20 protein-coding genes and 1 pseudogene are annotated in these 23,410 nt (G+C 65.8%); 11 read left to right on the plus strand and 10 right to left on the minus strand.

The annotated features are described in order from the left end of the window. Positions 1–156: 156 nt before the first annotated feature. A complete protein-coding gene (locus G333_RS0106065) occupies positions 157–927 on the minus strand; it encodes a bifunctional 2-polyprenyl-6-hydroxyphenol methylase/3-demethylubiquinol 3-O-methyltransferase UbiG (protein WP_017941043.1) in 771 nt (256 codons plus the stop codon). Positions 928–1,080: 153 nt separating this feature from the next. On the opposite strand from G333_RS0106065, the gene G333_RS0106070 reads away from it, so the two are divergent. Beyond that, on the plus strand, positions 1,081–2,511 hold the full coding sequence (locus tag G333_RS0106070; protein ID WP_019627966.1) for a PLP-dependent aminotransferase family protein: 1,431 nt from the start codon (positions 1,081–1,083) through the stop codon (positions 2,509–2,511). A gap of 46 nt (positions 2,512–2,557) precedes the next feature. Here G333_RS0106070 and G333_RS0106075 read toward each other — a convergent pair whose 3' ends face one another. Beyond that, the gene (locus G333_RS0106075) at positions 2,558–3,679 is read right to left on the minus strand and encodes an alpha/beta hydrolase (RefSeq protein ID WP_019627967.1); all 1,122 of its coding nucleotides are present in this window, start codon (positions 3,677–3,679) and stop codon (positions 2,558–2,560) included. Positions 3,680–4,030: 351 nt separating this feature from the next. Here G333_RS0106075 and G333_RS0106080 point away from each other — a divergent pair, with 351 nt between their 5' ends. From G333_RS0106080 to G333_RS0106100, 5 genes are all read left to right on the plus strand, one after another. Beyond that, complete coding sequence (locus G333_RS0106080) at positions 4,031–5,965, plus strand: TonB-dependent siderophore receptor (RefSeq protein ID WP_019627968.1); 1,935 nt, start codon at positions 4,031–4,033, stop codon at positions 5,963–5,965. Positions 5,966–5,967: 2 nt separating this feature from the next. Beyond that, positions 5,968–9,939 carry a cobaltochelatase subunit CobN gene (gene cobN, locus G333_RS0106085; protein ID WP_255346810.1) on the plus strand — a complete coding sequence of 1,324 codons (3,972 nt, stop codon included), beginning with the start codon at positions 5,968–5,970 and terminating at the stop codon, positions 9,937–9,939. Continuing rightward, positions 9,936–10,415 carry a MotA/TolQ/ExbB proton channel family protein gene (locus G333_RS0106090; RefSeq protein WP_018947861.1) on the plus strand — a complete coding sequence of 160 codons (480 nt, stop codon included), beginning with the start codon at positions 9,936–9,938 and terminating at the stop codon, positions 10,413–10,415. The genes cobN and G333_RS0106090 overlap by 4 nt, the downstream gene beginning before the upstream one ends. Beyond that, positions 10,412–10,708, plus strand: coding sequence for a DUF2149 domain-containing protein (locus tag G333_RS0106095; protein WP_018947862.1), 297 nt, complete (start codon positions 10,412–10,414; stop codon positions 10,706–10,708). Before G333_RS0106090 ends, G333_RS0106095 begins: the two co-directional genes overlap by 4 nt. A gap of 221 nt (positions 10,709–10,929) precedes the next feature. Beyond that, entirely contained in the window at positions 10,930–11,316 is a 387-nt protein-coding gene (locus G333_RS0106100; protein ID WP_018947863.1) for a hypothetical protein, read from the plus strand. Positions 11,317–11,591: 275 nt separating this feature from the next. On the opposite strand, the gene G333_RS0106105 is transcribed toward G333_RS0106100, so the two are convergent. Further along, positions 11,592–12,065 (minus strand): SgcJ/EcaC family oxidoreductase, encoded by a 474-nt coding sequence (locus G333_RS0106105; protein WP_018938162.1) that lies wholly within the window; start codon positions 12,063–12,065, stop codon positions 11,592–11,594. A gap of 527 nt (positions 12,066–12,592) precedes the next feature. Here G333_RS0106105 and G333_RS0106110 point away from each other — a divergent pair. From G333_RS0106110 to G333_RS0106125, 4 genes are all read left to right on the plus strand, one after another. Continuing rightward, on the plus strand, positions 12,593–12,931 hold the full coding sequence (locus G333_RS0106110) for a hypothetical protein (RefSeq protein ID WP_018144270.1): 339 nt from the start codon (positions 12,593–12,595) through the stop codon (positions 12,929–12,931). Positions 12,932–13,172: 241 nt separating this feature from the next. Continuing rightward, the gene (locus G333_RS0106115) at positions 13,173–13,493 is read left to right on the plus strand and encodes a hypothetical protein (protein WP_018950754.1); all 321 of its coding nucleotides are present in this window, start codon (positions 13,173–13,175) and stop codon (positions 13,491–13,493) included. Between the two features lie 243 nt (positions 13,494–13,736). After that, on the plus strand, positions 13,737–14,690 hold the full coding sequence (locus G333_RS0106120) for a DMT family transporter (protein ID WP_051074756.1): 954 nt from the start codon (positions 13,737–13,739) through the stop codon (positions 14,688–14,690). Between the two features lie 204 nt (positions 14,691–14,894). Next, positions 14,895–16,364 (plus strand): amidohydrolase family protein, encoded by a 1,470-nt coding sequence (locus G333_RS0106125; protein ID WP_019627970.1) that lies wholly within the window; start codon positions 14,895–14,897, stop codon positions 16,362–16,364. Positions 16,365–16,665: 301 nt separating this feature from the next. Here G333_RS0106125 and G333_RS0106130 read toward each other — a convergent pair whose 3' ends face one another. Together G333_RS0106130 and G333_RS14285 are read right to left on the minus strand one after the other, a co-directional pair. After that, a complete protein-coding gene (locus tag G333_RS0106130; RefSeq protein ID WP_019627971.1) occupies positions 16,666–16,998 on the minus strand; it encodes a cupin domain-containing protein in 333 nt (110 codons plus the stop codon). Between the two features lie 43 nt (positions 16,999–17,041). Continuing rightward, a pseudogene (locus G333_RS14285) lies at positions 17,042–17,911 on the minus strand (hypothetical protein); the annotation flags it as partial. Between the two features lie 245 nt (positions 17,912–18,156). Here G333_RS14285 and G333_RS0106140 point away from each other — a divergent pair. Next, positions 18,157–19,293 (plus strand): serine hydrolase, encoded by a 1,137-nt coding sequence (locus tag G333_RS0106140; protein WP_026340909.1) that lies wholly within the window; start codon positions 18,157–18,159, stop codon positions 19,291–19,293. Between the two features lie 177 nt (positions 19,294–19,470). Here the strand turns inward: G333_RS0106140 and G333_RS0106145 are convergent, their stop codons facing one another. The 5 genes from G333_RS0106145 to G333_RS0106165 all read right to left on the minus strand — a co-directional run bounded on the left by G333_RS0106145 (position 19,471) and on the right by G333_RS0106165 (position 23,248). Next, positions 19,471–20,052, minus strand: a complete 582-nt coding sequence (locus tag G333_RS0106145; protein ID WP_019627974.1) for a hypothetical protein — start codon at positions 20,050–20,052, stop codon at positions 19,471–19,473. Positions 20,053–20,190: 138 nt separating this feature from the next. Further along, positions 20,191–20,385, minus strand: a complete 195-nt coding sequence (locus G333_RS0106150) for a hypothetical protein (RefSeq protein WP_019627975.1) — start codon at positions 20,383–20,385, stop codon at positions 20,191–20,193. Beyond that, entirely contained in the window at positions 20,382–21,233 is an 852-nt protein-coding gene (locus tag G333_RS0106155) for a hypothetical protein (RefSeq protein WP_019627976.1), read from the minus strand. The genes G333_RS0106150 and G333_RS0106155 overlap by 4 nt, the downstream gene beginning before the upstream one ends. A gap of 474 nt (positions 21,234–21,707) precedes the next feature. Next, positions 21,708–22,610, minus strand: coding sequence for a complex I NDUFA9 subunit family protein (locus G333_RS0106160; protein WP_019627977.1), 903 nt, complete (start codon positions 22,608–22,610; stop codon positions 21,708–21,710). 158 nt (positions 22,611–22,768) lie between these two features. Further along, positions 22,769–23,248, minus strand: a complete 480-nt coding sequence (locus G333_RS0106165; RefSeq protein WP_018144261.1) for a hypothetical protein — start codon at positions 23,246–23,248, stop codon at positions 22,769–22,771. Positions 23,249–23,410: the final 162 nt, after the last annotated feature.

Below are 23,410 nucleotides of genomic sequence, written 5' to 3' on the forward strand. Positions count from 1 at the left end.
CGGGATGCGGGATATCGAATGCCTGCGGCCGGGGCGCGGTGAATGCGCGCTCGTCGTCGTGGCGGCTTCCCCGAACGCCGAAACGGCCGAAAGCCCCGAGCCGCCTGTGCGGCCCGGGGCGGGTGGGCGTCCAGGGAGTGGGGGCGCCGGCGGGGATTAGCTGCGTGGGCGGTAAGCAACCTGCTGGATGAAGTCGACGTTGTCGCGCTCGTAGGGGCTAGCGAAGTCGCCGAAGCGGGAAACGTTAATGAAGCCCGCGTCTTCCAGCAGGTGGGAGACGTAGTCCTGGCGCAGCGGATACATGTTGAGCTGGAAGTGAGCCCCATCCGGGAACTTGTACTCGAAACGCGCGAGCTGGCGGTTGAGTTCGCCGGGATAGGCATCCACGCCCTTGCCAGTGTAGTAGTGCTGGTGTGTCGAGCTGAAGCCGTTGTCGAGCATCGAATCGTAGTTGCGGTGATCCAGGATGATCATTCCGCCGGGACGCAGCGCCCGGAAGAAGGCGTGCATCGCGTCGCGTCGGGCCTCGTGGTCGAACAGGTGGGTAAACGAGTTGCCCAGGCACACGAGCGCGTCGAAGCGCTCTTCGCCCAATTGCCGGTCCAGCTGTACCCAGTCCGCCACCTGGGTGTGGGCAAAGGTGACCCCGAGGCGCTGCGCGTTTTCGCGCGTCTTGGCCAGCATGTTCTCGGAACCGTCGGTGGCGGTGACGACGAGACCGGAACGGGCCAGGTTGATCGCGTTGAAGCCAGTGCCGCAGGCGACGTCGGCGACTTCGCGGCCGCCGGCGTTCTTCACCAGCCGCTCGTAGAAACCGCCTTCGGATTCCGTGCGGCCTTCCCAGCCGACCAGGTCGTCCCAGTAGTCGACAAAGTCGGCGGTGTACTGGCCATACTGGTTCCCGGTGTCGAGGTTCTGAATACTCATGCAGTGCTCCTTGGTTGCGCGGCAGCGCGCCGCTGATACCGATACAGCCTACGTGGGGCCTGCCCATCCATACAGATGTAGTAGAGTGGAGAATGAACCGGTACAGATACGCAGTTTTCATAACTGTGCCGGTCGCTTCGGGAGGTAACTGTGATGGAAGGGCCGGTGGGGCATCGTTACGAGGCCGTGGCCAGGGCGCTTGAGGCGGCGATCGAGGCGGGCGTTCACGGGCCCGGTGACCGGTTGCCCGGGGTCCGTAAGCTCGCGGCCCAGTTCGGGGTGAGTGTGTCCACGGTGGTGGCCGCCGAACATCTGCTGGAGGACCGCGGCCTGATCGAGGCCCGGCCCCGTTCGGGCTATTACGTGCGTCGTCACCCCTGGGAACCACCGGAGCGTCCGGCGCCCTCCAGTCCCGCTAATGAACCGGTGCCGGTGACCAGTCAGGCGCTGGTGCTGCGGGTGGTTCAGGCGGCCGGGGAGCCCGGGATGGTCCAGCTGGGTGCCGCGGTTCCACACGCGGATTTCCTGCCCGCGCGCGGTCTGAGGCGAGCCTTTGCCGGGGTCCCGGCGCGCTGGGGCGGCCGGGAGCTGGATTACGCGTTTCCGCCCGGGCCGTACGAGCTGCGCCAGCAGATTGCGCGGCGTATGGCGGATGCCGGTTGCCAGATCACGCCGGAGGAGGTGGTCGTCACCAATGGTGCGCAGGAAGCGCTGACGCTCTCGTTGCGGGCGGTGACGGAGCCCGGCGACGTGGTGGCGATCGAGTCGCCTACCTTCTACGGCTTGCTGCAGGCGATCGAGGCCCTGGGGTTGCGGGCACTGGAGATCCCAACCGATCCGGACGAAGGCATTGCGCCCGAGGCCTTGGCCCTGGCGCTGGATCAGTGGCCGGTGAAGGCCGCCTTGCTGATGCCTAACTTTGGCAATCCACTGGGGCATCGCGCCAGCGACGAGCGCAAGCGCGCTCTGGTGGAGCTACTGGAGGACCGCGGCGTGCCTCTGATCGAGGACGACGTGTACGGAGATCTGGCCTTCGAGGCGCCCCGGCCGTGGGCGGCACGGGCGTTCGAGACCCGGGGCGGGGTGCTCTACTGCGGCTCTTTCTCCAAGACCCTGTCGCCGGGGTTACGGGTCGGGTGGGCGGTGCCCGGGCGCTTCCGTGACCGGGTGGAGTACCTCAAGTACTCCGGCAGCTCTTCCACGCCCGCCTGGCCGGGGTTCGCGGTGGCTGATTTTCTGGAGCGCGGCGGCTATGACCGCTACCTGCGCCGAGTGCGGGGAGACTACGCCCGCGCGGTGGATCGTGTGAGCCGGGCGGTGGCCCGGTATTTCCCGCCCGGGACACGCCAGACCCGGCCAACGGGTGGTTTCGTACTCTGGTTGGAGCTCCCGGAGGCAGTGGATGCGCTGGCGCTTTACCGCCGAGCGCTGGACGAGGGGATCAGTATCGCGCCGGGCCCACTTTTTTCGCCTTCCGGAAAATTCCGTCACCACGTGCGCCTGAACTGTGCCCAGCCCTGGGATGCGCGGCTCGAACGCGCTCTGGCTCGTCTTGGCGCAATGGCCGGGGAAGCCGCTGCCTGACACTCAGCAACAGATATCGGGGCGGACCTCGTTACCATCCACAGGGTCAATTCGACCGCCGCGCGATCAGGTCCGCCACCGCGCGGATGAGCTGCCATTGGCCGATAAGCCCCACGCCTTGCGGATCGATGTGGGAGAAGCCATCGATCAGGTGCAGGTCGACGTCGCCGATTGCACGGGCGAGGCGCTCGCTTTCGGTGTGCGGGATCATCGTGTCGGCCCGACCGTGGATCAGGATGGCACCATTGGAAAGATGCGAGAGGTCGCGGTTGGTCAGGGACAGCATCTCGATGGCCGCCTGCGCGCTGGCCGGCAGATCGTCCAGGAGCGCCGGGACGCGCTCCTGGTCATCGTTCAGGATTAACGCCAATAGGCTTCGCCCCTCATCGCCGAGATCATCGGCCACGTCGTCGATGGGGGCCTCGGGGTCGCCCATGCGCCGCCGCGCGATTTCTTCGAGAATCGCGCGGTCTTCGGGGTCATTCAGCATGTGCAGATTGCCGCGCAGGAAGATCCACTTCGCCTGCGGGTCAGGCGTGCGCGTCTGCCAGTGGGCCGATCCGGGCTCCCGGAACGCCCCTGTGGTGGAGAAGGTGATCACGTTCTTCGTGTCGTAGTAGCCGCCGATCGCGACTAGGAAGTCGATGGCCTCCTCCCCCTCCGGCGTTAGCGTCGCCAGGACTGCAAGGCCCGCGGCATAAGAGATCGCCGCGACCCCCACCTCTTGTTCATCGGTTGCGCGGTCCACCTCCAGACGGGCCAGTAGGGCCGCGGCATCACCGATGGCAGCGGCATCCTCAGGGCGCACACTGAGGTCTTTCGAGCCCTGCAGGTCGGGCACCAGCACCAGGAAGCGCGCCCGCGCCAGCGTATGGGCGAGCTGCACCAGCCGCGGGTCGTCCTTGCCCTGCGGCGTGAAGCCCGGTACCAGGACGATGCGCGCGCCCACCTCCTGTCGGGGATGGTACAAGTCGGCGGCGATGTCACCTTCGTCCGTCGTGAACGTCAGTGTTTCGCGCGCGGGCTCGGGGGTGCGCTCCTTCAGCGCGCTCGGCCCCGCGCCGGCCTCGATGTCCTGGAGTACGCGCATGGCCTCCCAGCCCTGCGCGGCGATCCAGCCGGCGAAGACCCCAAGGCCCAGCAACAGCACAGCCGCGATGCGAAGCATGCCCTTCTCCCGTCAGTCCGGACTTGCTGCCTCGGGAGTATGGGGCAATCAACGCGTTGTCGCCCGGGGGGTGACGAGTCCGTAAACGTTCACGTCGCCGGCCGGATGCGTCCCTGGGCGTCCTTGCCGCCGTCAGTCCCGCTTGCGGAATCGGAATGTTATAAGATAACGTTTCGTTAATCGGGATGCGCGACCCCTGCAGCTCCCGCCTCTCGCGTGACGCACCGCTCCCCGTCTGGCGTGGGCCTCTATCTCCCTCGCATCGGTTTCCCTCGCCGGGTTCGAGCGTCGTCTGCGCCCCAAAAAAGAAACGATATAACGTTCAGTTTGTGCTCAGGTTCGAGGCCAACAATGAAAACATTCCACCCGATTTTCGCGCCGTTACTGACCGGCTCCTTGATGCTTGCTTTTCCGGCCATGGCGCAGACGGACGATGACCAGGAAAAAGCATCGGCGCCCACCCTCGAGCCGGTGGTGGTTACGGCAACCCGTTCCGCCATCCGCAAGGAAGAAGCTCCCTCGGGTTACACCGAGGTCACGCGTGACGATGTGGAACGCAAGCCGGCCACGTCCCTGGCGGATCTGCTGGGCGATCTGCCGGGCGTTGCCGTGGATAACGAGCGGGACGGGCGTAGTCAGATTCGGATCCGCGGGTTCGAACCATCGCAGACGCTGATGCTCGTCAATGGTCGCCGGATCAACAACACCGATGCGCTGGTGGGCCACAGTAATTTCCGCCTGACACAGCTCCCGACGGCAGCCATTGACCGCCTCGAGGTGGTGCGCGGGCCCCTGTCCTCTCTGTACGGGGCGGATGCCCTTGGTGGCGTGGTCAATGCGATCATTCGTCCGCCGGAGGATGAATGGACCGGGCGGGTCCGGACACGTGTCGGTGTCACGGATCCCCGCCCGGGCGGCGAAGAGCGCAATCTTTCGCTGTACACCGCCGGTCCGCTGGGAGAGCGCACGGGTGCGCTGCTGAGCCTGGATTTCCTGAACCGGAACGCTTCTCGCAATCCCGATGAGGAGGGCGTGGACGAGATCGAGGGTCGGGAAGCGGTTACCGGGTATGGCAGCCTTTTCCACCGGCCGGCTGCGGGCCACGAGATCGAGGTGTTCTTCAACGTCGCTGATGACCAGCGTCGTGCGAATCTGGGCGAGGACGGCGAACGTCGGCTGGACCTCCTGCGCTACAGCGCCGGGATCCGTTACGACGTGGAAATCGGTCCATGGGATGCCCGCTTCGACGCATACCGCTCCCGAAGCGAGAGCGAGTCGCGGCATGTGGATCGGGAAGACGAGCACACCGACGATGTCATCGACGTGAGCGCCTCCCGTCACTGGGGGCAAGGACAGGAAGTCACGGCGGGCGCCGATTATCGGCGCGAGAGTTTCTGGCGCGAGCGCGGGGGTGAACGCGAATTCGGCGACACGGTAACCCACCGCGGTGCGTTTGTGCAGAACCGCAGCTACCTGCTGGAAGACCGACTGATTGTCACGCTGGGTACGCGCTTCGACGACCACACCAATTACACCGGTGAGATCACCCCGAGTGCCGGCGTGGTCTACAACTTCACCGACACTACGCGGGTGAAGGCGGATTACGGCCGCGGCTTCAGTGCGCCGGACCTGCGTCGCTCGACGGATACCTTTGAGGGTGGCCCCCCTATACCGACCCTCGTAATCATCGGCAATGAGGACCTGGAGCCCGAACGCAGTGACAGTTACAGCCTGGGTTTCGAGCACGATGACGGCCAGCGCGAGTTCGGCGTGACCCTGTTTCGTAACGAGATCGAGGACCTCATCAATACCCGCTGCATCGAAAACTGCGACTTCCGGACCCCGGCTAATCCCGAGGTTCGACAGTATCAGAACGTCGACAGCGCATTGACTCAGGGCGTGGAGCTTGAGGCCGGGTACCGATTCGGCGCGTCCGGCATCGTCCGCGCCAACTACACGTATCTAGACACCGAGGACCGGGACACGGGCAAGACCCTGGAAAACCGGCCACGGCAGCGTTTCAACCTCCTCACCGAGGCGGCTGTCTGGCCCGGGGCCACTGCAAACCTGCGCGCTGAATACATCGGTTCCCAGCGGCGGGGGAGTGAGCGCATGCGCGACTACACGCTGTTCCACCTGGGCATGAGTCAGGAACTGGCCGACGGGTTTTCGGTGCAGGCGGGTATCGAGAACGTCACCGATCAGCGGCTGGGGGATATCGACGATGCCTTCAGCCGTGAGATCCGCGGTCGCTTCTACTACGTCTCTGCCAGTTGGGAGTTTTGACCATGAGGATCCTGCGAGGAGACCTGGCCCGGTGGTCGCGCTCTCTTGCGTTCCTCATCCTGACGGGTGTCGCTTCGGCGGCAGCCGCAGATACACCCCGCATGCTGCTCCTTGGCAATGAAACCGTGCGCCCCGGGGTGCTTCAGGAGTTCGAACAGATCGGCGAGGAGCAGGGCATCCATGTGGATACGGGTCGGGTTGAGGACCTGGAGGCCGAGCCGGATCCCGATCAGGTGCATGACCGGGATTTGGCGATCGTCTTTGCCCCGAGCCACGCGATCGCCAACCCGGACCATGTCGCCGCGTTGCGGGAGGCCCTCGCGGACGCCGGTACGCCAGTGGTTGTCGTCCATCGCGGTCAGGCGGATGCCGACGGCCTTGATGACGATACAGCCAGACGCATCGCTGCGTACCTGACCGAGGGCGGTGCGCGCAACTTCGAACACGCCTTTGCCTACCTAGACGCGGCGGTATTCGGTCGCCACGCCGAAGCCGTGCCCGATCCCGTGCGATACCCGGACCGGGGGATTTACCACCCGGACTATGAAGGTCTGGTTTTCGAGAGTCTGGACGACTACGAGGCATGGCGAGGTGATTTTGGTGAGCGGCCCGTGATTGGTATCGCGATTCACGACAGCCACGTGCGCCATACCCTCACGGACTGGATCGACACCACCGTCGAATTGATCGAATCCGAGGGGGGCGTGGCCGTTCCGTTTTTCACCCCCGTGAACGACGCCGAGGGCATGCAGCCGTTGGTGGCTCGGGAGGGCGAACCGGCCATCGACGCGTTGCTGTTCTACCGGGTCATGCTCAACCCGGATGACCGCCGCGAGGACTTTGCTTCCCTGGGCGTGCCAGTACTGCAGGGCCTGATTTACCGGGATGGCTCCGAGGCCGACTGGCGGGGCGATGACGTGGGCTTTCCCCGCGGCAGCACGCCGTTCTACTTTTCCATGGCGGAGATGGCAGGGGCCACCGATCCAACCGTGGTCGCCGCGGAACGCTCCGGCGACCAGCAGGTGGTGGCGGTCCGCCCGGAGCTGGATGCACTGGTGCAGCGGGCCTTCAACGCGGTGGATCTGCAGCGCAAGCCCAACGCCGACAAGCGTCCGGGTGCGTACATCTACAACTATCCGACTGGCGAGACCAATTTCTCCGCCTCCAACATGAACGTCCCGGAGAGTCTGGCAGCCACGCTCGCTGACCTGGCCGATGCCGGCTACACCGTCGATGCCGTCGACGCCGAACACATCAGTGAGGCCGGCAAACGCCTGGTGGGGGCCTACTATCGGGACGCGGATCTGGAGGCGCTGGTCGACGATGACCTGGCCGCGCTGTACCCGGTGAGTGCCTACCGCGAATGGCTGGCGACGCGAGGCGAGGCGTTGCGTGCGCGGGTAAAGGAGGAGTGGGGCGAGCCGGAAGCTGCGCCCACCGTCGTCGAGCACGAAGGTGAGCCGCACTTTGTCGTCCCGCGGCTGGAGATAGGCCACATGGCGGTGCTGCCGCAGCCGCCCCGGGCCATGCCGGGTGACCCGGAACGAGAAGGGAAGTACCACGATACCGACCTTCCCTTCAGCCACGATTACCTGGCCAGCTACGCCTGGCTGCACCAGGGCCATGAGGCCGATGCCCTGGTGCACTTCGGCACGCATGGCTCGGCGGAGTACGGGGTGGGCAAGAGCCGCGGTCTGGCCCTGGAGGACGATCCTCACGCGGTGGTTGGCGAACTCCCGCATGTGTACCCCTACATCGTCGACAACCTCGCCGAGGCCACGATCGCCAAGCGTCGGGCCCGGGCGACCATGGTGTCGCATCAGACTCCACCCTTTGCGCCGGCGGCGCTGTATCACGAGCTGGTCGACCTTCATGATCTGATCCACGACTGGGAGGAACTGGACGACGGGCGCACCCGCGAGCGGGTGGAAGAGCAGATCGTCGAGGCCAGTCGCGAGCTGGACATGCACAAGGATCTCGGCTTTGGTGACGAAGAGCTGGCCAGCCGTTTCCACTGTTACGTGCACGCCGCCCACGATTACATCCACGAGCTGGCGCAACAGAGCGAGCCCATTGGCCTGCACACCTTCGGGCGTCCCGCGGACGATGGGCATCTGCTGTCCACCGTCATGCAGATGCTGGGGGAGGACTACCACAAGGCCACCGCGGCGGATCCCGAGGAGCTTTTCGCGGGGGATTTCGAGACCGCGGTGGTGGAGTCCGAGCCGTATCGTCTGCTGAAGAAGCATCTGCTGGACGGGAGCCCGCTCGAAGATGCGGACTCCGATGTGACGCAATATCTGGAGCAGGGGCGAACCTATCTCGATGCCCTGCGCCGGGCTGGCGGCGAGACGGAGGGGCTGATTCACGCCCTGGACGGTGGTTTCATCGAGCCGTCGGTGGGCGGGGATCCCATGCGGAACCCCGATTCGCTGCCCACCGGGCGCAATCTCTACGGTTTCGATCCGTCGCGGGTGCCGACCCGTGCAGCGTACGAGACCGGCGCCGAGCTCATGGAGGGGCTGATCCGTGACCACAAGGAGGAGCACGGGGAACCGCCGGAACGTCTGGCGTTTACGCTCTGGTCGATGGAGGTGATGCGCCACCACGGTGTGGTCGAGGGTCAGGTGATGAAAGCGCTGGGCGTCGAGCCGGTCTGGAACGACCGTGGTCGCCTGGAGGGCTACGAGGTCATTCCCCGGGATGAACTCGATCGTCCTCGGGTCGACGTGGTCCTGCAGGCCAGCGGGCTCTACCGCGATGCCTTCGCCGGTACCCTCGAGCTGCTGTCCCGTGCCGCCGCCGAGGTGGCCGGACGTGAAGAACCGGATAACCCCGTCCACGCGATGACCCGTACGCTTGCGGAGCTACTGGAAGGCACCGATCTGGACGCCGACGCGGTACAACGCCTGAGCCGTACCCGTGCCTTCTCTGCGGACATCGGTCAGTACGGTACCGGTCTGGACGGCGCCGTGGCCGATGTGGACGCCTGGTCCGAGGGCGAGACCCTGGATGAGGATTACATGGGCCGGGTTTTCCTGGACCGTCTGGAACACGCGTACGGACCGGACCCCGACCACTGGGGCGAGACCGTACCGGGGATCAACCTGTTCGAGCGACAGCTCGGGAGCGTGGATGCAGCGGTCTTCGCCCGCAGTTCCAACGTCTTCGGGCTACTCTCGTCCGACGACCCGTTCCAGTATCTGGGCGGACTTTCCCTGGGGGTGCAGACGGCCGGTGGCGAGCGGCCGGAACTCTATATCAGCAATCTGCGCGACCCGGTGGACGCCAGGATGGAGCGGGCGGATCAGTTCCTCTCGCGGGAGATCCGCACGCGCTATCACCACCCGCGCTGGTTGCAGAGCATGGTGGACGAAGGCTACTCCGGCACGACCACGCTCCAGGACACGGTGGAGAACCTGTGGGGCTGGCAGGCGACCGCGCCGGAGATGGTGCGTGACGACCAGTGGGATCGTTTTTTCGACATCTACGTAAATGACGCCTACGAACTGGGGCTCGAGGAGTGGTTCGAACAGCACAATCCGGAGGCGCTGACCCGTATCACCGAACGCATGCTGGACGCGGCGCGGACCGGCCACTGGACGCCGGACGAGGCCGTACTGGAAACCCTGGTGGAGCAGCATCAGGAGTGGACTGGCGAGCATGGAGAAACGGGGGCCAGCGAGGATCGCGACGCCTATGTGGCCGAAACGGCGGCCGGCTTTGGCATGAATACCGTGGCGGTTCCGGATGCCGATGCCAGCGGAGCGAGCGACCCCGTAACCGTCAGCGGGAGTGTCATGGAGCCGGTGGCGGAACCGGAGCCGGAAGCAGAGTCCGGCGCACCTCCGTGGCAGGTCCTCGTGTACATCGCAATGCTCGTCTTGCTCTTCCTTGCGGGTGTGGTCCACCAGGCTCTGCGCGGGCGCCGATCATCCACCGGATCCCAACATCGAACGGGAGCTGAATCATGACTGCACTGGAAATGGCCATGTACGAGCTGGGACGACTCTTTCTCGTCCCCGTGTTGCTCATCATCATGGTGCTGTTCGCTTATGCCTTTTACGCACTGGGTGCCTTCGCGTTCGAAGCCTGGCAGCGGAGCAGGAATGCCGCGCCGTGTCCCCTGCAGGATTACCGCGCCCGGTTCGGGAGTGCCGACAGCGAGGAGCTGGAGCTGGTGATCCTGCGTCAGCTCGAGCCCTTGCGGGTGGTTTCGCGGACGGCACCCATGCTCGGGCTGGTGGCCACCATGATCCCGCTCGGGCCCGCACTGCTGGCCCTCGGTGACGGCGATCTGGCCACCGTGGGTGAACAGCTCGTGGTGGCCTTCGCGGCCGTGATTCTTGCGCTGATCACCGCCTCGATCACCTTCTGGGTGCTTACGGTCCGGCGCCGCTGGCTGCTTAGCGCTCTTAAACAGGCCGAACGGCAGGAGACGGCCAAATGAGTCGATTCCTGGATTCCGAGGAAGAGGCCGACCCCATCCTCTCCGTCGTCAATATCGTCGACGTGTTCCTGGTGATCATCGTGGTGTTGCTGATCATGGTCGCCCAGAGCACCGCCAGTGAATTTCAGGACGTGGATACGGCGGAGCAGGGCGAGGTGGTCCCGGAAACCATGGAGACGCTGGAGCGCTACGAGACCAGCGGCGAGATCGGCGAAGGACAGGGTGTGCGTGCCGGCACAACCTACCAATTGGAGGATGGCACCATGGTGTTCGTGCCCGACGATAACGAATGACATGCGGGCCCGATCAGTGACCTCCGCCACACCGGCGGACTCCCGACCCCCGGAGGCAGGGCCCTGCAACCCCCTGCAACTCCCCGCTGCGATGTGAAGCATGCCCTGTTCCCGTCACTCCGGGGGCAGCCCCGCGTGGACAGGGCCGCGGACCCTTCTAGACTCCATGCAAGGCCTTGTGGTCTGGAAGCAAGCCCCGCGGGAGGGGAAGGAGGCAGGTCATGCGCATCGCGAAGTCCGACGTGCCCGAGGTGTTCAGTGCCCCGGGGGCCGTCGCGCGTCAGGCCCTGGAGTTCGGCGACGCGTCCGGTTACACGCAGATGACGGGGGAGTATTTCTCGCTGGATGCGGGCACCGACATCACCCCGCTGCTCCACGGTTTGAAGGAGGATCTCTGCCAGTCACCCCACTGGGGTTACATGATTCAGGGCCGCCTGATCATGACCTACCGGGATGGTAGCGAGGAGGCTACCGCCGCCGGGGATCTCTTCTACTGGCCTCCCGGGCACACCCTCCGGGTGGAGGAGGATGCCGAGATCATCCTCTTCAGCCCGCAGCACGAGCACTGCGAGACCCTGAATCACCTGAAGCAGCAGCTGGAAAACTGACCTTCCTTCACCGGGGCAGCCCGTCGAAGGACCCGGGCGAGCCCCGGTGGTGGAAAGTGGCGAGCTCGTGGCCTTCTGCCTGTCTATCCTCGGGTTGAAGGCATGGATCCGCGTTTGCGTGACCCGGCCGCGGCGAGAGGGGCAGAACGATGACGATCAGCACTACATTGCAGGAATTTCTCGACGAGCGGGACGTATCTATGGGGTCAGACCTTGCCGTTTGCCCCTGGAGGGTTCCGGCGGGAACGAAAGGCCAGGTCGGATCCCGACGGCTGCTATGGGTGCACGGCGGTGTTCTGTCCGAACTGGATCTGCCAGCCGTGGTGATCGTGGCGCTCGAACAGGAAGCTCATACGCGTGTGCAGCTCGCCGTCGCCGCGGTCCGGCAGGCCTTCCGGCATGGATTCAATGCCCGCAACCCGAAACATGACTTCTGCGAAGGCGGTGTCGTCGCCGAGCAGGATGATGTCCTGTACGTCGACGCTTAGCGAGGTTCCGGCAAAGGGGCCCTGCAGCAAGTCTGTATGCCGTTGTGCATTGCTCGAACGGTCCTCGAGGCGCGTGCCGACGAGATTGATTACCCCGGCGTTCTCTGCATAGTCGCGTGCCCAGGCCTCGCCATCGCCGGCTTCCCATGCGGCCCCTTTGGCCTCCAGGATGCGCTGGATCTCGCCGTCGTCGGCCCAAGCAGGGGCCGCCATGAGTGCGGCCAGGGGCAAGGCGATCAGTAGGAACGGTTTCCTGGACATGCAAGCTCCGGATGGTGTTTGTGACAGGCGCCCCTGTGTACAGGAGTGGCGGCCTGAGTGCCAGTGAGCCCGCGCTATGGGGTCTACTGCGGATTTGGCAGGCCGGCGTCGCCAGAGGAGCAGCCGCGGCGCCTTCCCGCACAAATAGGCCCCGCCGCGTCGGCTTGAGTGGCGCAATGGATATGCGCGCCGCGCGTGGTTGTGAGGCGTATTTGTGTGCCCCCGCACAGACGGGCGAGGGCTGGCTACGCAGAGTTTTCGGGTGGGTTGGCAATGTCACCGACCAGTCATTCATGAGGATTGCGGGATGGATTGGAGTTATACGGGCAACCAACCCTTAGCGCGCGTGGCGACGTGTCTCGAGCCCCTTCGGGCTTGGGGCCCCTATCCCGCAATGCTGCGTTGGATCCCGTGCCGGAAGAATGACTACTGGTCTGCGTGACACGTCTGGTCCCGGGAACAATGGGGCACCGACGCGGACGGGGCCGTTGATCAGGAGGGCCTTCAGGGGCTCTCAAGGAGAAGACATGAACAAACCAGCCATCCTGCAACCCGAGGCGAACTCTCGGGTGGCGAAGCAGTGCGAGTATCTCGCGGAGCAGTACGGGGCGCAGGTGTTGCGGCCGCTGTACCAATCCCTCAGGGGGTCCATCGGCGACGAGACTCTGACCGGCCTCGATGCGCCCGGCCGGGATGCCAATCCGGTGGATCAGGCCTGGTTTCTGGTGAAGCTACTCGGCGCCGATGATGCACTCCGGGCGATCGAGGGCGCGGTACGCGAATACGCCCAGGATCCAAGGGCCTCGCTGGAGTCGCATCTGCACGTGGTCGAGGCGTGGGGTGAACCCAAGGCCAAGGCGGGTTGAGCATGGATCGGCGTTGGCGGTCCTGCCTGAACTGGCGGGCGCGCTTGCCCGTCAGAAAGAGGAGAAAGAGGACACCCACGGTCTTCGATATGTTTGAAACCGTACGGACGCCAGCCTGACATCGGCCTATTTTTTCGAGCGTGGAAAGCGGCCCGGCATCAAAGCAAAGGTCGGAAGGCGCCCCGCACGATGGGCATAAATCTCGTGACACTGCGCGGGATATTCGGATGGAAGGAGTGACATGATGGCCAGAGACAATTTGCCGACCGTGGATTGGCAGGACGGACAGAACGCGGATCGGGTGAAGATGCAGGTGAGGCGCGAGGAGCCGGTGATCATGAAGATGCCATCGGGCATGGACTGGTCGGTGGATGGGGGTGAGTTCAAGTGCACAGCCGATCCCGACAGAGGGATGCAATGCGACTGCGAAGGCGGCCTGTTGCGGAAACTGGCGGAGCTCAACAATATGCCAGAGCTGAAGGAAATCGCGGACGCCTGCGAGTATTCGAGTTCCCGCGTCGATATCGACCCCGCCGGCGCGCGTATCATCGTCCACGACTGATTTTCCCGGGAGCCGCGAGGGCGGCAAGGGCTCAGGCCGTCCTTCCGCGCCGCGCCTCCACCCAAGCGGCAAGGGCTTCTCTAATGTCCCGGGCTCGTTGATGTCTCACAACATCACGACGTGTGGCGCTGTTATATTGTGCGGCGTTTCGCTGACCCATCGCGGGGTCAACGCGAAACATGTCGCCGACCAGCAGATCGACGGGTCGGGACTCACTCACGACCCACGATAGGGACTGGCTGAATGGCACAGGGCGCACCGAACCCGCTGAGGTCGCTTTCATCCGAAAAAGTGGTGGGTCTGAGCACGCTGTTCGTCGCCCTGGCGGCGTTTTCCTGGGGGCTGTCCGGCGGGATTGGGGGCATTCTCACGGGCCAGGGTTGGGATCCGGTGGTGGTGTCGTTCTACCGGGGCGCGATCGGGCTGCTGTTCGTGCTCGCCTGGCTTGCGATTCGCCCGCATGGCAGCGGATTGGCCAGTGGCCGCATGTGGTTCTGGTCGGCGATCGCCGGCCTGGGGGTCGCGGGCAACTTCACCTTCTACTTCCTGAGCATCGCCGAGGGCAGTGTCGCGGTGGCTGCGACACTGATGTACTGCGCGCCGGTATTCGTTTATCTCGTCTCTTTTGCACTCGGGCTCGAAAAACCCACCCTGTTCAAGTGGGTCGCGATCGCGATGGTCATGCTGGGTGTGGTGCTGCTGACGGGTATTTACGATATCGGTGCCGGTGACGTGACGCCGATCGCCGCCGGGGCCGGTCTGGCTTCCGGGCTGTCCTACGCGGTCTTCATCTTCGGCTTCAAGTTCGCGGCACCCCACGGCAGCCCCCAGGCGATTCTGGTGATCGCGTTCGCGGTCCTGGTCGTCATCCTGTTCGGGCTGGGCGATCCCGACCAGACCGTGGCTGTGCTGAGCACGCCGAGCTGGCCGTTGTTCGTGATACTGGGCGTGCTGGGCGCCGGATTGTCGTTCATTTTCTACATTATTGGCCTGAACCACACGGCGCCCGCCGTCGCGTCGATCGTGGCGATGGTCGAGCCGGTGACTGCGTCGCTGTTCGGCGTGGTGTTCCTGAGCGAGACCCTGGGCGCACTCCAGGTCTTTGGCATGGGACTGATCCTGCTGACCGTGACCGCCCTGAGCGTCTATTCCAGCTCGCAGAAGCAATCGGTTCCGCCCCAACCTCGCGCTGATTAGTGCTTGAACCTGCTCCGGGGAGCTGGATTCGTGGGGTCCGATATCGCCGTCACGGCTCATCTTCCGACAATGTTTCGAAAGAGACAAAGGGAGGAGGATGAGGGTCAAGGATGCACTCATCCCTGCTAATCTGAACTAGGGACCGGGCGGCGCAGACGTCTCCCGGTGTTTACTGGTCAGCGGCCTTGCCCAAGGAGCCCAGTGATGCACGAGCCTGTCCACTCCCACCCCTGCTGCGGCATCGAACACCCCGGGGGCATGTCGTGCCTGTGCGGCCGGCCGGAGACCATGCGCGCCATGCAGCGTATCGAGGCGGACATCAGCCGCCGGCGTATGCTGGGAGGCATGGCGGCGCTGGTGGGCATGTTCGCCGGGTTCCGAGTAGCGGCCGGGCCGGATGAGCGGCCGGGCCTGCCGGATCGCCCCCTGCTACTGGTGAATCTGCGGCTGTTCGATGGCCAGTCCCTCCATCTGAGGGAAGGCGTGGCGGTTTTGATCCAGGGTGAGCGGATCGTCGATCTGATCACGCCGGACGCAGCGCCCGAGGGTGTGCTGCGTGTGGATTGCGGAGGACGGGTGGTGATGCCCGGACTCATCGATGCCCACTGGCATACCACCCTGGCGGGGGTGGACATGCGCACCGCCCTGACGGCGGATCCGGCCTACATTCACCTGCAGGCGGCGCGCGAGGCGCGGGCGACGCTGATGCGTGGTTTCACCACGGTGCGCGACGTGGGCGGCCCCGCCTTCGCTCTCAAGCGCGCCATTGACGAAGGCGTTACCCCGGGGCCGCGCATCTTCCCCTCCGGCGCGATGATCAGCCAGACCTCGGGGCACGGTGATTTCCGCATGCGCCATGAAGTACCGCGCACGGCCCTGTCTGGCCCCACCCAGACGGAGCTTTCCGGGGTTTCGGTGATCGCCGATGGCGCCGACGAGGTGCTCCGTCGCGCGCGGGAACAGCTCATGCTGGGCGCAAGCCAGATCAAGCTAATGGCTGGTGGCGGTGTGGCCTCCCTCTACGATCCCCTGGATAGCGTGCAGTACACCGAGCGGGAGTTGCGCGCGGGTGTCGAGGCTGCCAGGGACTGGGGCACCTACGCCACGGTGCACGTTTACGTGCCCGAAGGGATCAAGCGCGCCATCCGCGCGGGTGTCGGCTGCATCGAACACGGCCAGCTGGCAGACGAGGAGGCGGTCCGCATGATGGCGGGCGAGGGCGTCTGGTGGAGCCTGCAGCCATTTCTCCAGGACGAGGACTCCAACGTTTACCGGGATCCGGAACAGGTGGCGAAGCAGACGCGGGTGGCCAGGGGTACGGAACAGGCCTACGCGTGGGCACGCGAGCATGAGGTACAGACCGCCTGGGGCACGGACATCCTGTTTGCCCCCGACAAGACCCATACCCAGGGGCGTCAGCTGGCCAAGATGACCCGCTTCTACGAACCCCTCGAGGTACTGCGCATGGCTACTGGGGACAACGGCCGCTGCCTGGCGTTATCCGGGCCGCGCGCGCCCTACGGCAGCGGTCTGGGGGTTGTTCAGCCCGGCGGCCTGGCAGACCTGCTGGTGGTCGACGGGGAGCCGGAGCGGGATCTGTCCTTCCTGGCGGAGCCGGAGAACTCGTTGCGGTTGATCATGAAGGGCGGGCGGATGTACCGGAACACCCTGTGAAGTCGCTGCCGGCAGGGCTAAGAATTCTACCTGCGGATTTAGTAGTCGGCGGGTTGGCGGCGGATGGGCAAAGGGCAAGGTTCGACCCCGGGCATTTCGGCTGGCAGTGGATGGGCAAAGGGCAAGGTCAGCCCCGGTCATCTCGCCTGCGCGAGGATGGGACTCGGGGGGCGGTCTACTCGAGCGCGCAGAGGCAGTCGGTTCCGTCTCAAGCAAGCGCTGAGTGGCGCCTGGGCCTGGAACCGGCCCGGTGCAGTACGGGATGGTGGCGTGGAATCACGCCAAATATCGGTTGATCAGGCTATCGCGGGTGGTAGATGGTCACCAGGACTGACGCGTCTTCCAGCGCCTTGAGGGCATGGGGCTGCCCCCCATCCAGATAGATCAGGGCACCGGCGGTGAGTCGCTGGACCTTGTCTTCCCCGATACGGAAATCGACCGAGCCTTCCAGGCATTGGACCGTGATCTCTCCGGGTACGGCGTGCTCACTGAACTCTTCGCCTTTGGGGAGCACGACGCGGAAGACTTGCAAGTGTTCCGAACGCAGCAGTGTTGCACTTTTTGATCCGCGCAGTTCTTTCCCCAGGGGGCGAACGTCCACGATCTCTCCGGGTGTGGCGTGGTGCAATGCCATGTTGTGCTCCAGCAGCTTTCTACAATGGCGGGCCGCGCAGGCCTCAGCGGAGTGGGCGCACCTCGGCAATGTCGGACAGCGCGATTGGCACGACCATGTAGCCGCTGCCGAAGCGTCGGCGCACACGGATGTGCTCCTCCTCGATTCCGAGCAGTTCGCCATCGCGGGCGCGGCCGTCGGCGAGCTGGATGCGGATATTGCGGCCGATGTGGTCGCCCAGGGCATTCAGTGCGATGTTCGGGACAGGCGATAAATCGGGTGCCGTGGCCGAGGCGGCCGGGCCCGTGTTCAAGTTCGTATTCTCGGTCGTCGTCGGTCTGGCGGGGCCCGGGGTGACGGGGCGCAGATCGACGCGACCGTAGTGTTTTCCGGCCACGGTCAGGCTGGACTCGACCCGACGTAGCAGGTGGGTCGGGGTGTCGGCGTTGGCCCAGAGGAGCGCCGGGTTGTCGATCGGGCCAATGCGCAGCGAAACGTCCTTGGGATCCTCGATAAAGCGTCCGTAGGCATCGACCATGCCGGGCCCGGGCTGCACGCCGAAGGGTCGCCAGGCCTCGACCCAGGCGCCTTTGTGGTGCTCGGTATAGTCCTCGAGAGCCATCTCCATCTCGTTCGCGCAGAATTCCATCAGTGCAGGGTAGTACCCCCGGTCCGCGTACCCCACGGTCAAGGATTGTAGCGAGGCGGTCACTAGCGCCGGAGCGAGATCGCGAACCCGGTTCGAGGTGGCCTGGATGTCGAAGTGTCCGGTGGAGGAGCCCTGGCCCAGTGGGCCCATGCCGAACGTGCTGTGCACGGTCAGGCTGTTGCGGTCCTCTTCGAGGTGGTAGTGGGCGCCGAAGTCCAGCGGGATGTCGCGATAGCCGAGTGCGGCCATCAGCGCATCCGGCGGGGCGGCCTGTCCGGCGCCGCATCGCTCGGAGGGCCGAGCTCCTACCGGTTCCGGGCACCTCGGGCGGCAGGAGGCCAGCGCCCTGGCCGATAACTGCGCAGGGACCGGCGCTGTTCGCCTGGTATTGCCCCGGGGCTGCGGCAGGTTCGCGCTGCCGTGGAGGGCGGCGCCGGGCCAGATTGGCTCGGGCGGGCGTGTGGGTTGCGTTCTGTTGCCGGACCGGGCACGTAGTGGGGAATAGGTTCCAGCCGGGGATGGAGGGGCGGGTGTCCGACAGGATGGATGGCGCAACGGAGCGGCTGGAGGGGCTTCTTCGGCGGCTGGTCGGCCGCGGGCCGATCGTGCAGGCGGTGGTCGCGGTCGAGAGCGGGGACCGCGCGTTTCGCTGGGCCGGGGCGGAGGGCCTGACCGCAGCGGGCCGGCACGTGACCGCAGAGACGCCGTTCTTCATCGCCAGCATGGACAAGCTGTACAACGCGACCATTGCGTTGATGCTGAGCGAGGGCGGCCGCCTGGACCTGGATGAACCGATCACCGCCTTTCTGCCCTCGACGATCACGCGTGGGCTGCACCGGTATCGCGGGGAGGATCTCTCCGGCAGGATCACGGTCCGGCATCTGCTGACGCATACCTCCGGGCTGGCGGACTGGCTGGAGGATTACCCGAAGGGCGGGCCGAGCCTGATCGAGCAGATTCTCGCGGAGGGTGACAAACGCCTCACCCTCGAGGAGATAGTCGCGCATGTGCGGGATCACCTGCGGCCGCATTTTCCGCCGCAGGATCTTGCCGGAGGCCATCCGCGGGTGCGCTATTCCGATACGAACTACCTGCTGGTGGTCGCGATCATCGAGGCGGTGACCGGGGAGCCGCTGCACGAGGTTCATCGGCGTCTGTTCCACGAGCCCCTGGGGTTGCGCCAGACCGGGTTTGCCGGTGCGGAGGCCCGGCCGGCGCCGGACCTGATGGTTCTGCGCGCCGGTGGGGAGCCGCTCGCGATTCCGCGGCTGATCGAGTCGGTGCGCGGGATCTACAGTTCCGCCGGCGACATGATCGCGTTCATGCGGGCGCTCATGGGCGGGGAGCTGTTCCGCCGGCCGGAGACGCTGCCCACCATGCTGGGTGGCTGGCATCGGTTCGGTTTCCCGAGGGATCGAGGCGCATTGCGCGCCCCCGGCTGGCCGATTGAATACGGCACCGGGGTGATGCGCTTTCGGCTGCCACGGCTGTTCAGCCCGATGGCACCCGCGCCATCGGTGCTGGGGCATACGGGGTCGACCGGCTGCTGGCTGTTCTACTGCCCCGAGCTGGACATGTTCCTGGCGGGCAGCGTGGACGAGGTGACCGCGGGGGCGGTCCCGTTCCGGACCGTGCCTCGCATCCTGAAGATCCTTCGGGAGGCCTGATCCGACCAGGGGCTCCGTAGCGGTGCCTTCGCCTGCCAGCAGGCTCCCGCGGGGTCTTCCGGTGTGGCCCTGGCCGCGACGGCGGAGGTGGCCTGGGCAGACGCCATCCTCGCGTGCAAGCACGCTCCTGCAGGGCCGTGGCTTGCGATGGCGGGCAGGACAGCCGCGGGGCGCCCTTCAGCGGGCGTGGTCCGGGGCGTCGAAGACCGCCTTCAGCTCGTCGGCGCGGCCTGCGACGGCCTCGCGGTCCCGCTCGGGGGCGTCCGGGATAGCCTGCTGCATGACTTCCATCTGCTGTTCCATCATGGCGCGCATGTTGGCCTTGTGTTCCTCGGGGATGTCGGGGTTGTTCTCCATCTCGCGGAGCGATTGCTCCATTTCCCGTTCCATCTCCGGTATGGCCCGTTCCATCTCGACGGCATAGAAGGCGCTGAAAATGCGCCCGCTGGTTTCGCTCCATTCGCGGGCGTCGGCAAAGCCGTGGCGGCGGGCAATCTCTTGGACCTCGGCGTCCATGCGCGCGGCCTCGGCCATGGAGCGCTGGACCTCGGCCATCATCGCATCCATGTCCGCGGGGTCGCCCGCCGGCTCGTGGTCGTCGGTGCCCGAGGCGTGCGGCTGGTGTTGTGCCCATTCATTGAATTCGTACATGGCGCCGATCCAGCGGTCGATGGTGTCGCCGTCCAGGGCATGGACCGGCGCGGCCGCGAAAAGCGTCACTGCCAGCAGTGCGGCCCAGTACTGCATCCGGTATTTCATGGCGTTTCTCCTGGTTGTTGCCCAATGATGCAGAGGGGCGGTGGGTGAGTTGCGCCGCGTTGCGGCGGTGATGGTGCGCCGGGGGGGGCGGCGGGGGTGCGAAAAGGGCCGGACCTCGCGGTCCGGCCCCGGCTGCGTTTATTGCCACTGGCCCTCGTCCCAGGCCATGTCGTCCCAGCTGGAGCTGGCGGCGGGTTCCTGGTCGTCTCCGGGCGGCGTTGCGTCGTTGGCGGGCGGGTTGTCGTCCCCGGAAGAGGAGCTGCTGCTCCCGCCGCAGGCGCCGAGGATCAGGGCGGCCGACAGGAGGGCGGAGATCAGCAAGGGCTTGTTCATGGTGCGTCCTCCGGCTGGATCGCCGGGATCGTGTCAGCTAGGCTCGAGGTGCTTTGCTGCTGGCCGCCGAGGATGCTGCTGTAATTGTGCTCGGCGGTGTTGGTGTGCCCGCCGCTGACGCTGCTCCACGTGCGCGATGCGGTGTTGAGCATGCCGCCGCTGACGGTGCTATAGAGGCCGGATGCGGTGTTACTCTGGCCGCCGCTCACGTGGGACCGGCTCTCCGAGGCGATGTTGAGGAGGCCGCCGGCGACGCTGCTGGCCGCGCCCGAGGCCGTGTTTTGCCAGCCGCCGGTCACGGTGGCGTATTCGCGGTTGATGGTGTTCCGCAAACCGACAACGAGGCCGCCCGCGGCGGAGTAGGCGTTGCCCGTGCCGCCGACGATGTTGTGGGAGCCGGACTTGTGGTTTTGGTCCCAGGCCCCGCCGTTACTGGTGCAGTTCGTCGAGTTGTCGTATTGCCCAAGGCTGCAGACTTCGGTTGCGGTACTACCCCCGCGCGGTTCGTTGTAGCCGACGATCAGGTTGCCGAGGCCGTTGGTGGACTCCGTTTCTTCCAGGCCGTTGACGATCTGCACGTTCACGCCGGAGAAGCGCACCGTGTGTTCGTTCGGGTAGTTGGGGTCGGCGATAACCTCCACGTGCTCATGGAGTTTCTGCATCGCTTCGATCTGGCTCCGGGCCTCGGCAAATTGCTGCCGCAACGCCTCGAAGTTGGCGTTGACCTCCGCGGCAACGGCAGTTTCGCCGGACTCGAAGGTGTGGGGGATGCTGACGCTGGCGACGATCGGGGTGGCGCCGAGGGCGAGCAGCAGCGCGCCGGGCAGATACTGGAGTTTGCGTTTCATTGTTGTTGTTCTCTCATTGAGTAATTGCCGATAAACGGCGTGTTCACGAATCCGGGCGCGAGCGTTGTGTTGTTTGCCGGGTGCCCGTCGGGTGTGGACCCACAGTGACCCTCACCATCGCTCTCAACGCGGCGTTTCCGCGGGGTCTTGTCAAGCATTGCTCGAATCCGGCCGGCGCGCCCCCTCCGTTCGGAGGGGGCGCGAGCGGGTGATGGCCGCGCATGCGGGTGTATCGGCTCGGGGTTTGGTTGCGATGTCGGCGGCCAATGTGGAGAAAACCTCGATGGCTTCGTTCAGGACGTCGCCACGGATTCCGCCGCTATCGCATGAGCGCCCTTGCCTTGGCCGCGTCGGGGCAGCGGCAAACGGCCTGCGCCAGCTCTCGGGCTTCGCGGCTGTCGGTTGCCCGGAGGAGAGCAGGAAGAGGACACCCAGTTTCTTGGGTTTCGCACGGCGCGGCGGCGCATCCGGGAATCATTCCGCCGGGAGGCAGTCCGGAAGGGAATCCTCCAGCCTGCGGGGCGTGATGCCGAGGTCGGCGAAGCTTCCCGCCGTTTCGTCGGCGACGTTGTCCTGCTGCATCAGGAAGATCTGGTCCCGGGTCAGGGGTGCGTTCGGTAGCAGCGAGCCGAGCCGGGCCAGTGCGTGCCAGAGCGCGAAGGGCACAGGCACCATCGGGCGCTGGCGTTCCAGGTGAACCAGTACCCGAGTCAGGATCTGGCGGTACGTCATGATGTCGGGACCACCGAGTTCGAACACCGGGTGTGCGGGCGGGGTGGCGGCGAACAGCCTGGCCACGGCGCGGGCGACATCGGCCACGTGCACCGGCTGCAGGCGGGTCTCTCCGCGGCCGAACAGGGGGATCACCGGCAGGCGCGCAAGGCCGGCCAGGTTGCGCAGGAAGGCATCATGCGGGCCGAAGAGCACGCTGGGACGCACGATCAAGGCGTCGGGGAACGCGCGGATCACGGCCGACTCGCCTTCGGCCCTGGCGCGTATGTAGGCGGAGCGCGACTGGCTGTCGGCCCCGATCCCGGAGATCTGCACGACTCGCGCCAGGCCCGCCTCGCGCGCCGATCGGGCGAGGCGGGCAGCGCCTTCCACGTGGATGGTGGTGAAGTGGAGGTCGCGGTGTTCCACATACAGGCTGACCGCGTTCACCACGCCGCAGGCGCCCTCCAGGGCCCGGGTGACGGCGGCATCGTCACGGATATCGGCGCTGCAGTGCTCCACCTGGGCATGTTGTTCCAGCGCGGCGGGTAACGCCGCCCGGCGCGAAGCAATCCGCACGGGGTGTCCGGCGTCGATCAGCTCGTGCACGATCGCGCTGCCGAGAAAGCCGGTGCCACCAAATACCGTGATCAGGTCCGGGCGCATGGCGAGCCCCCTTTGTGCGCTCTAGGTTGGCGCCAGATGTGGGGTGTCAATGATCAGTCGTCCAGGTACTGGGTGAGACCGGGCAGAAGTACGAAATGTCCCGGGCCGGCGTGGATTCAAGGGCTGTCTGTGCCTTTTGGGAACGGTCAGGCGTCCAGTCAGCGCGTGCGTCGACATCCGGCCAGCTGCCCGGCCCAGGCATCAAGCAGCCGCTGACGCACACCGGCGTCGTCGCCGCGCCGCAGCTCCTCGCGGCTAGCGGCGAAGGTTTGGGTCATCCAGCCGTCCTCGGCGGCGCATTCGACCCGAATCTCCCAGCCATCGTCGTGCGGCTCGACATCGAACGTATAGGTCGCCAAATGCAGTTCCTCCAGCAGGCCGCTGACCATCTCCCGCGCCCGGGAGAACTCCTCGACGGATAACGTCATCGTGTCGTCCCTCATGTTGCCGTGCAGCCACTGTTCGAAGCGGCGGATGGAGTGCTCGAACTCCGAGCGGTAGTGCGCTGCCGGGGGGTGATTGCCCGCACCGGCCAGCGCTTCGCGGTAGATGTTCAATGTGCGCTCGACCCATTCCCGCGTGGCGGCCTCGCCGTCACGCTTGATCAGGAAGCGGATGCGTTGCAGTTCGTCGGTCACGGTCTGCTCTGGAACGGGGCTTGTATCTGCCATGATGTAGGGTATTGCGTGCGCCTCTGCAACCGGTGGCCCTTCGAGGCGAGTCCGTTATGGGCCGCCGGAGCGGGCGGGGCCGCTGCGGGTGGGGCCCGCCCCGAGTGCGCTCCGGGTTGGCGAGGCCTG

Source organism: Thioalkalivibrio sp. AKL10 (assembly GCF_000381845.1).
GTDB classification, from domain to species: Bacteria; Pseudomonadota; Gammaproteobacteria; order Ectothiorhodospirales; family Ectothiorhodospiraceae; genus Thioalkalivibrio; species Thioalkalivibrio versutus.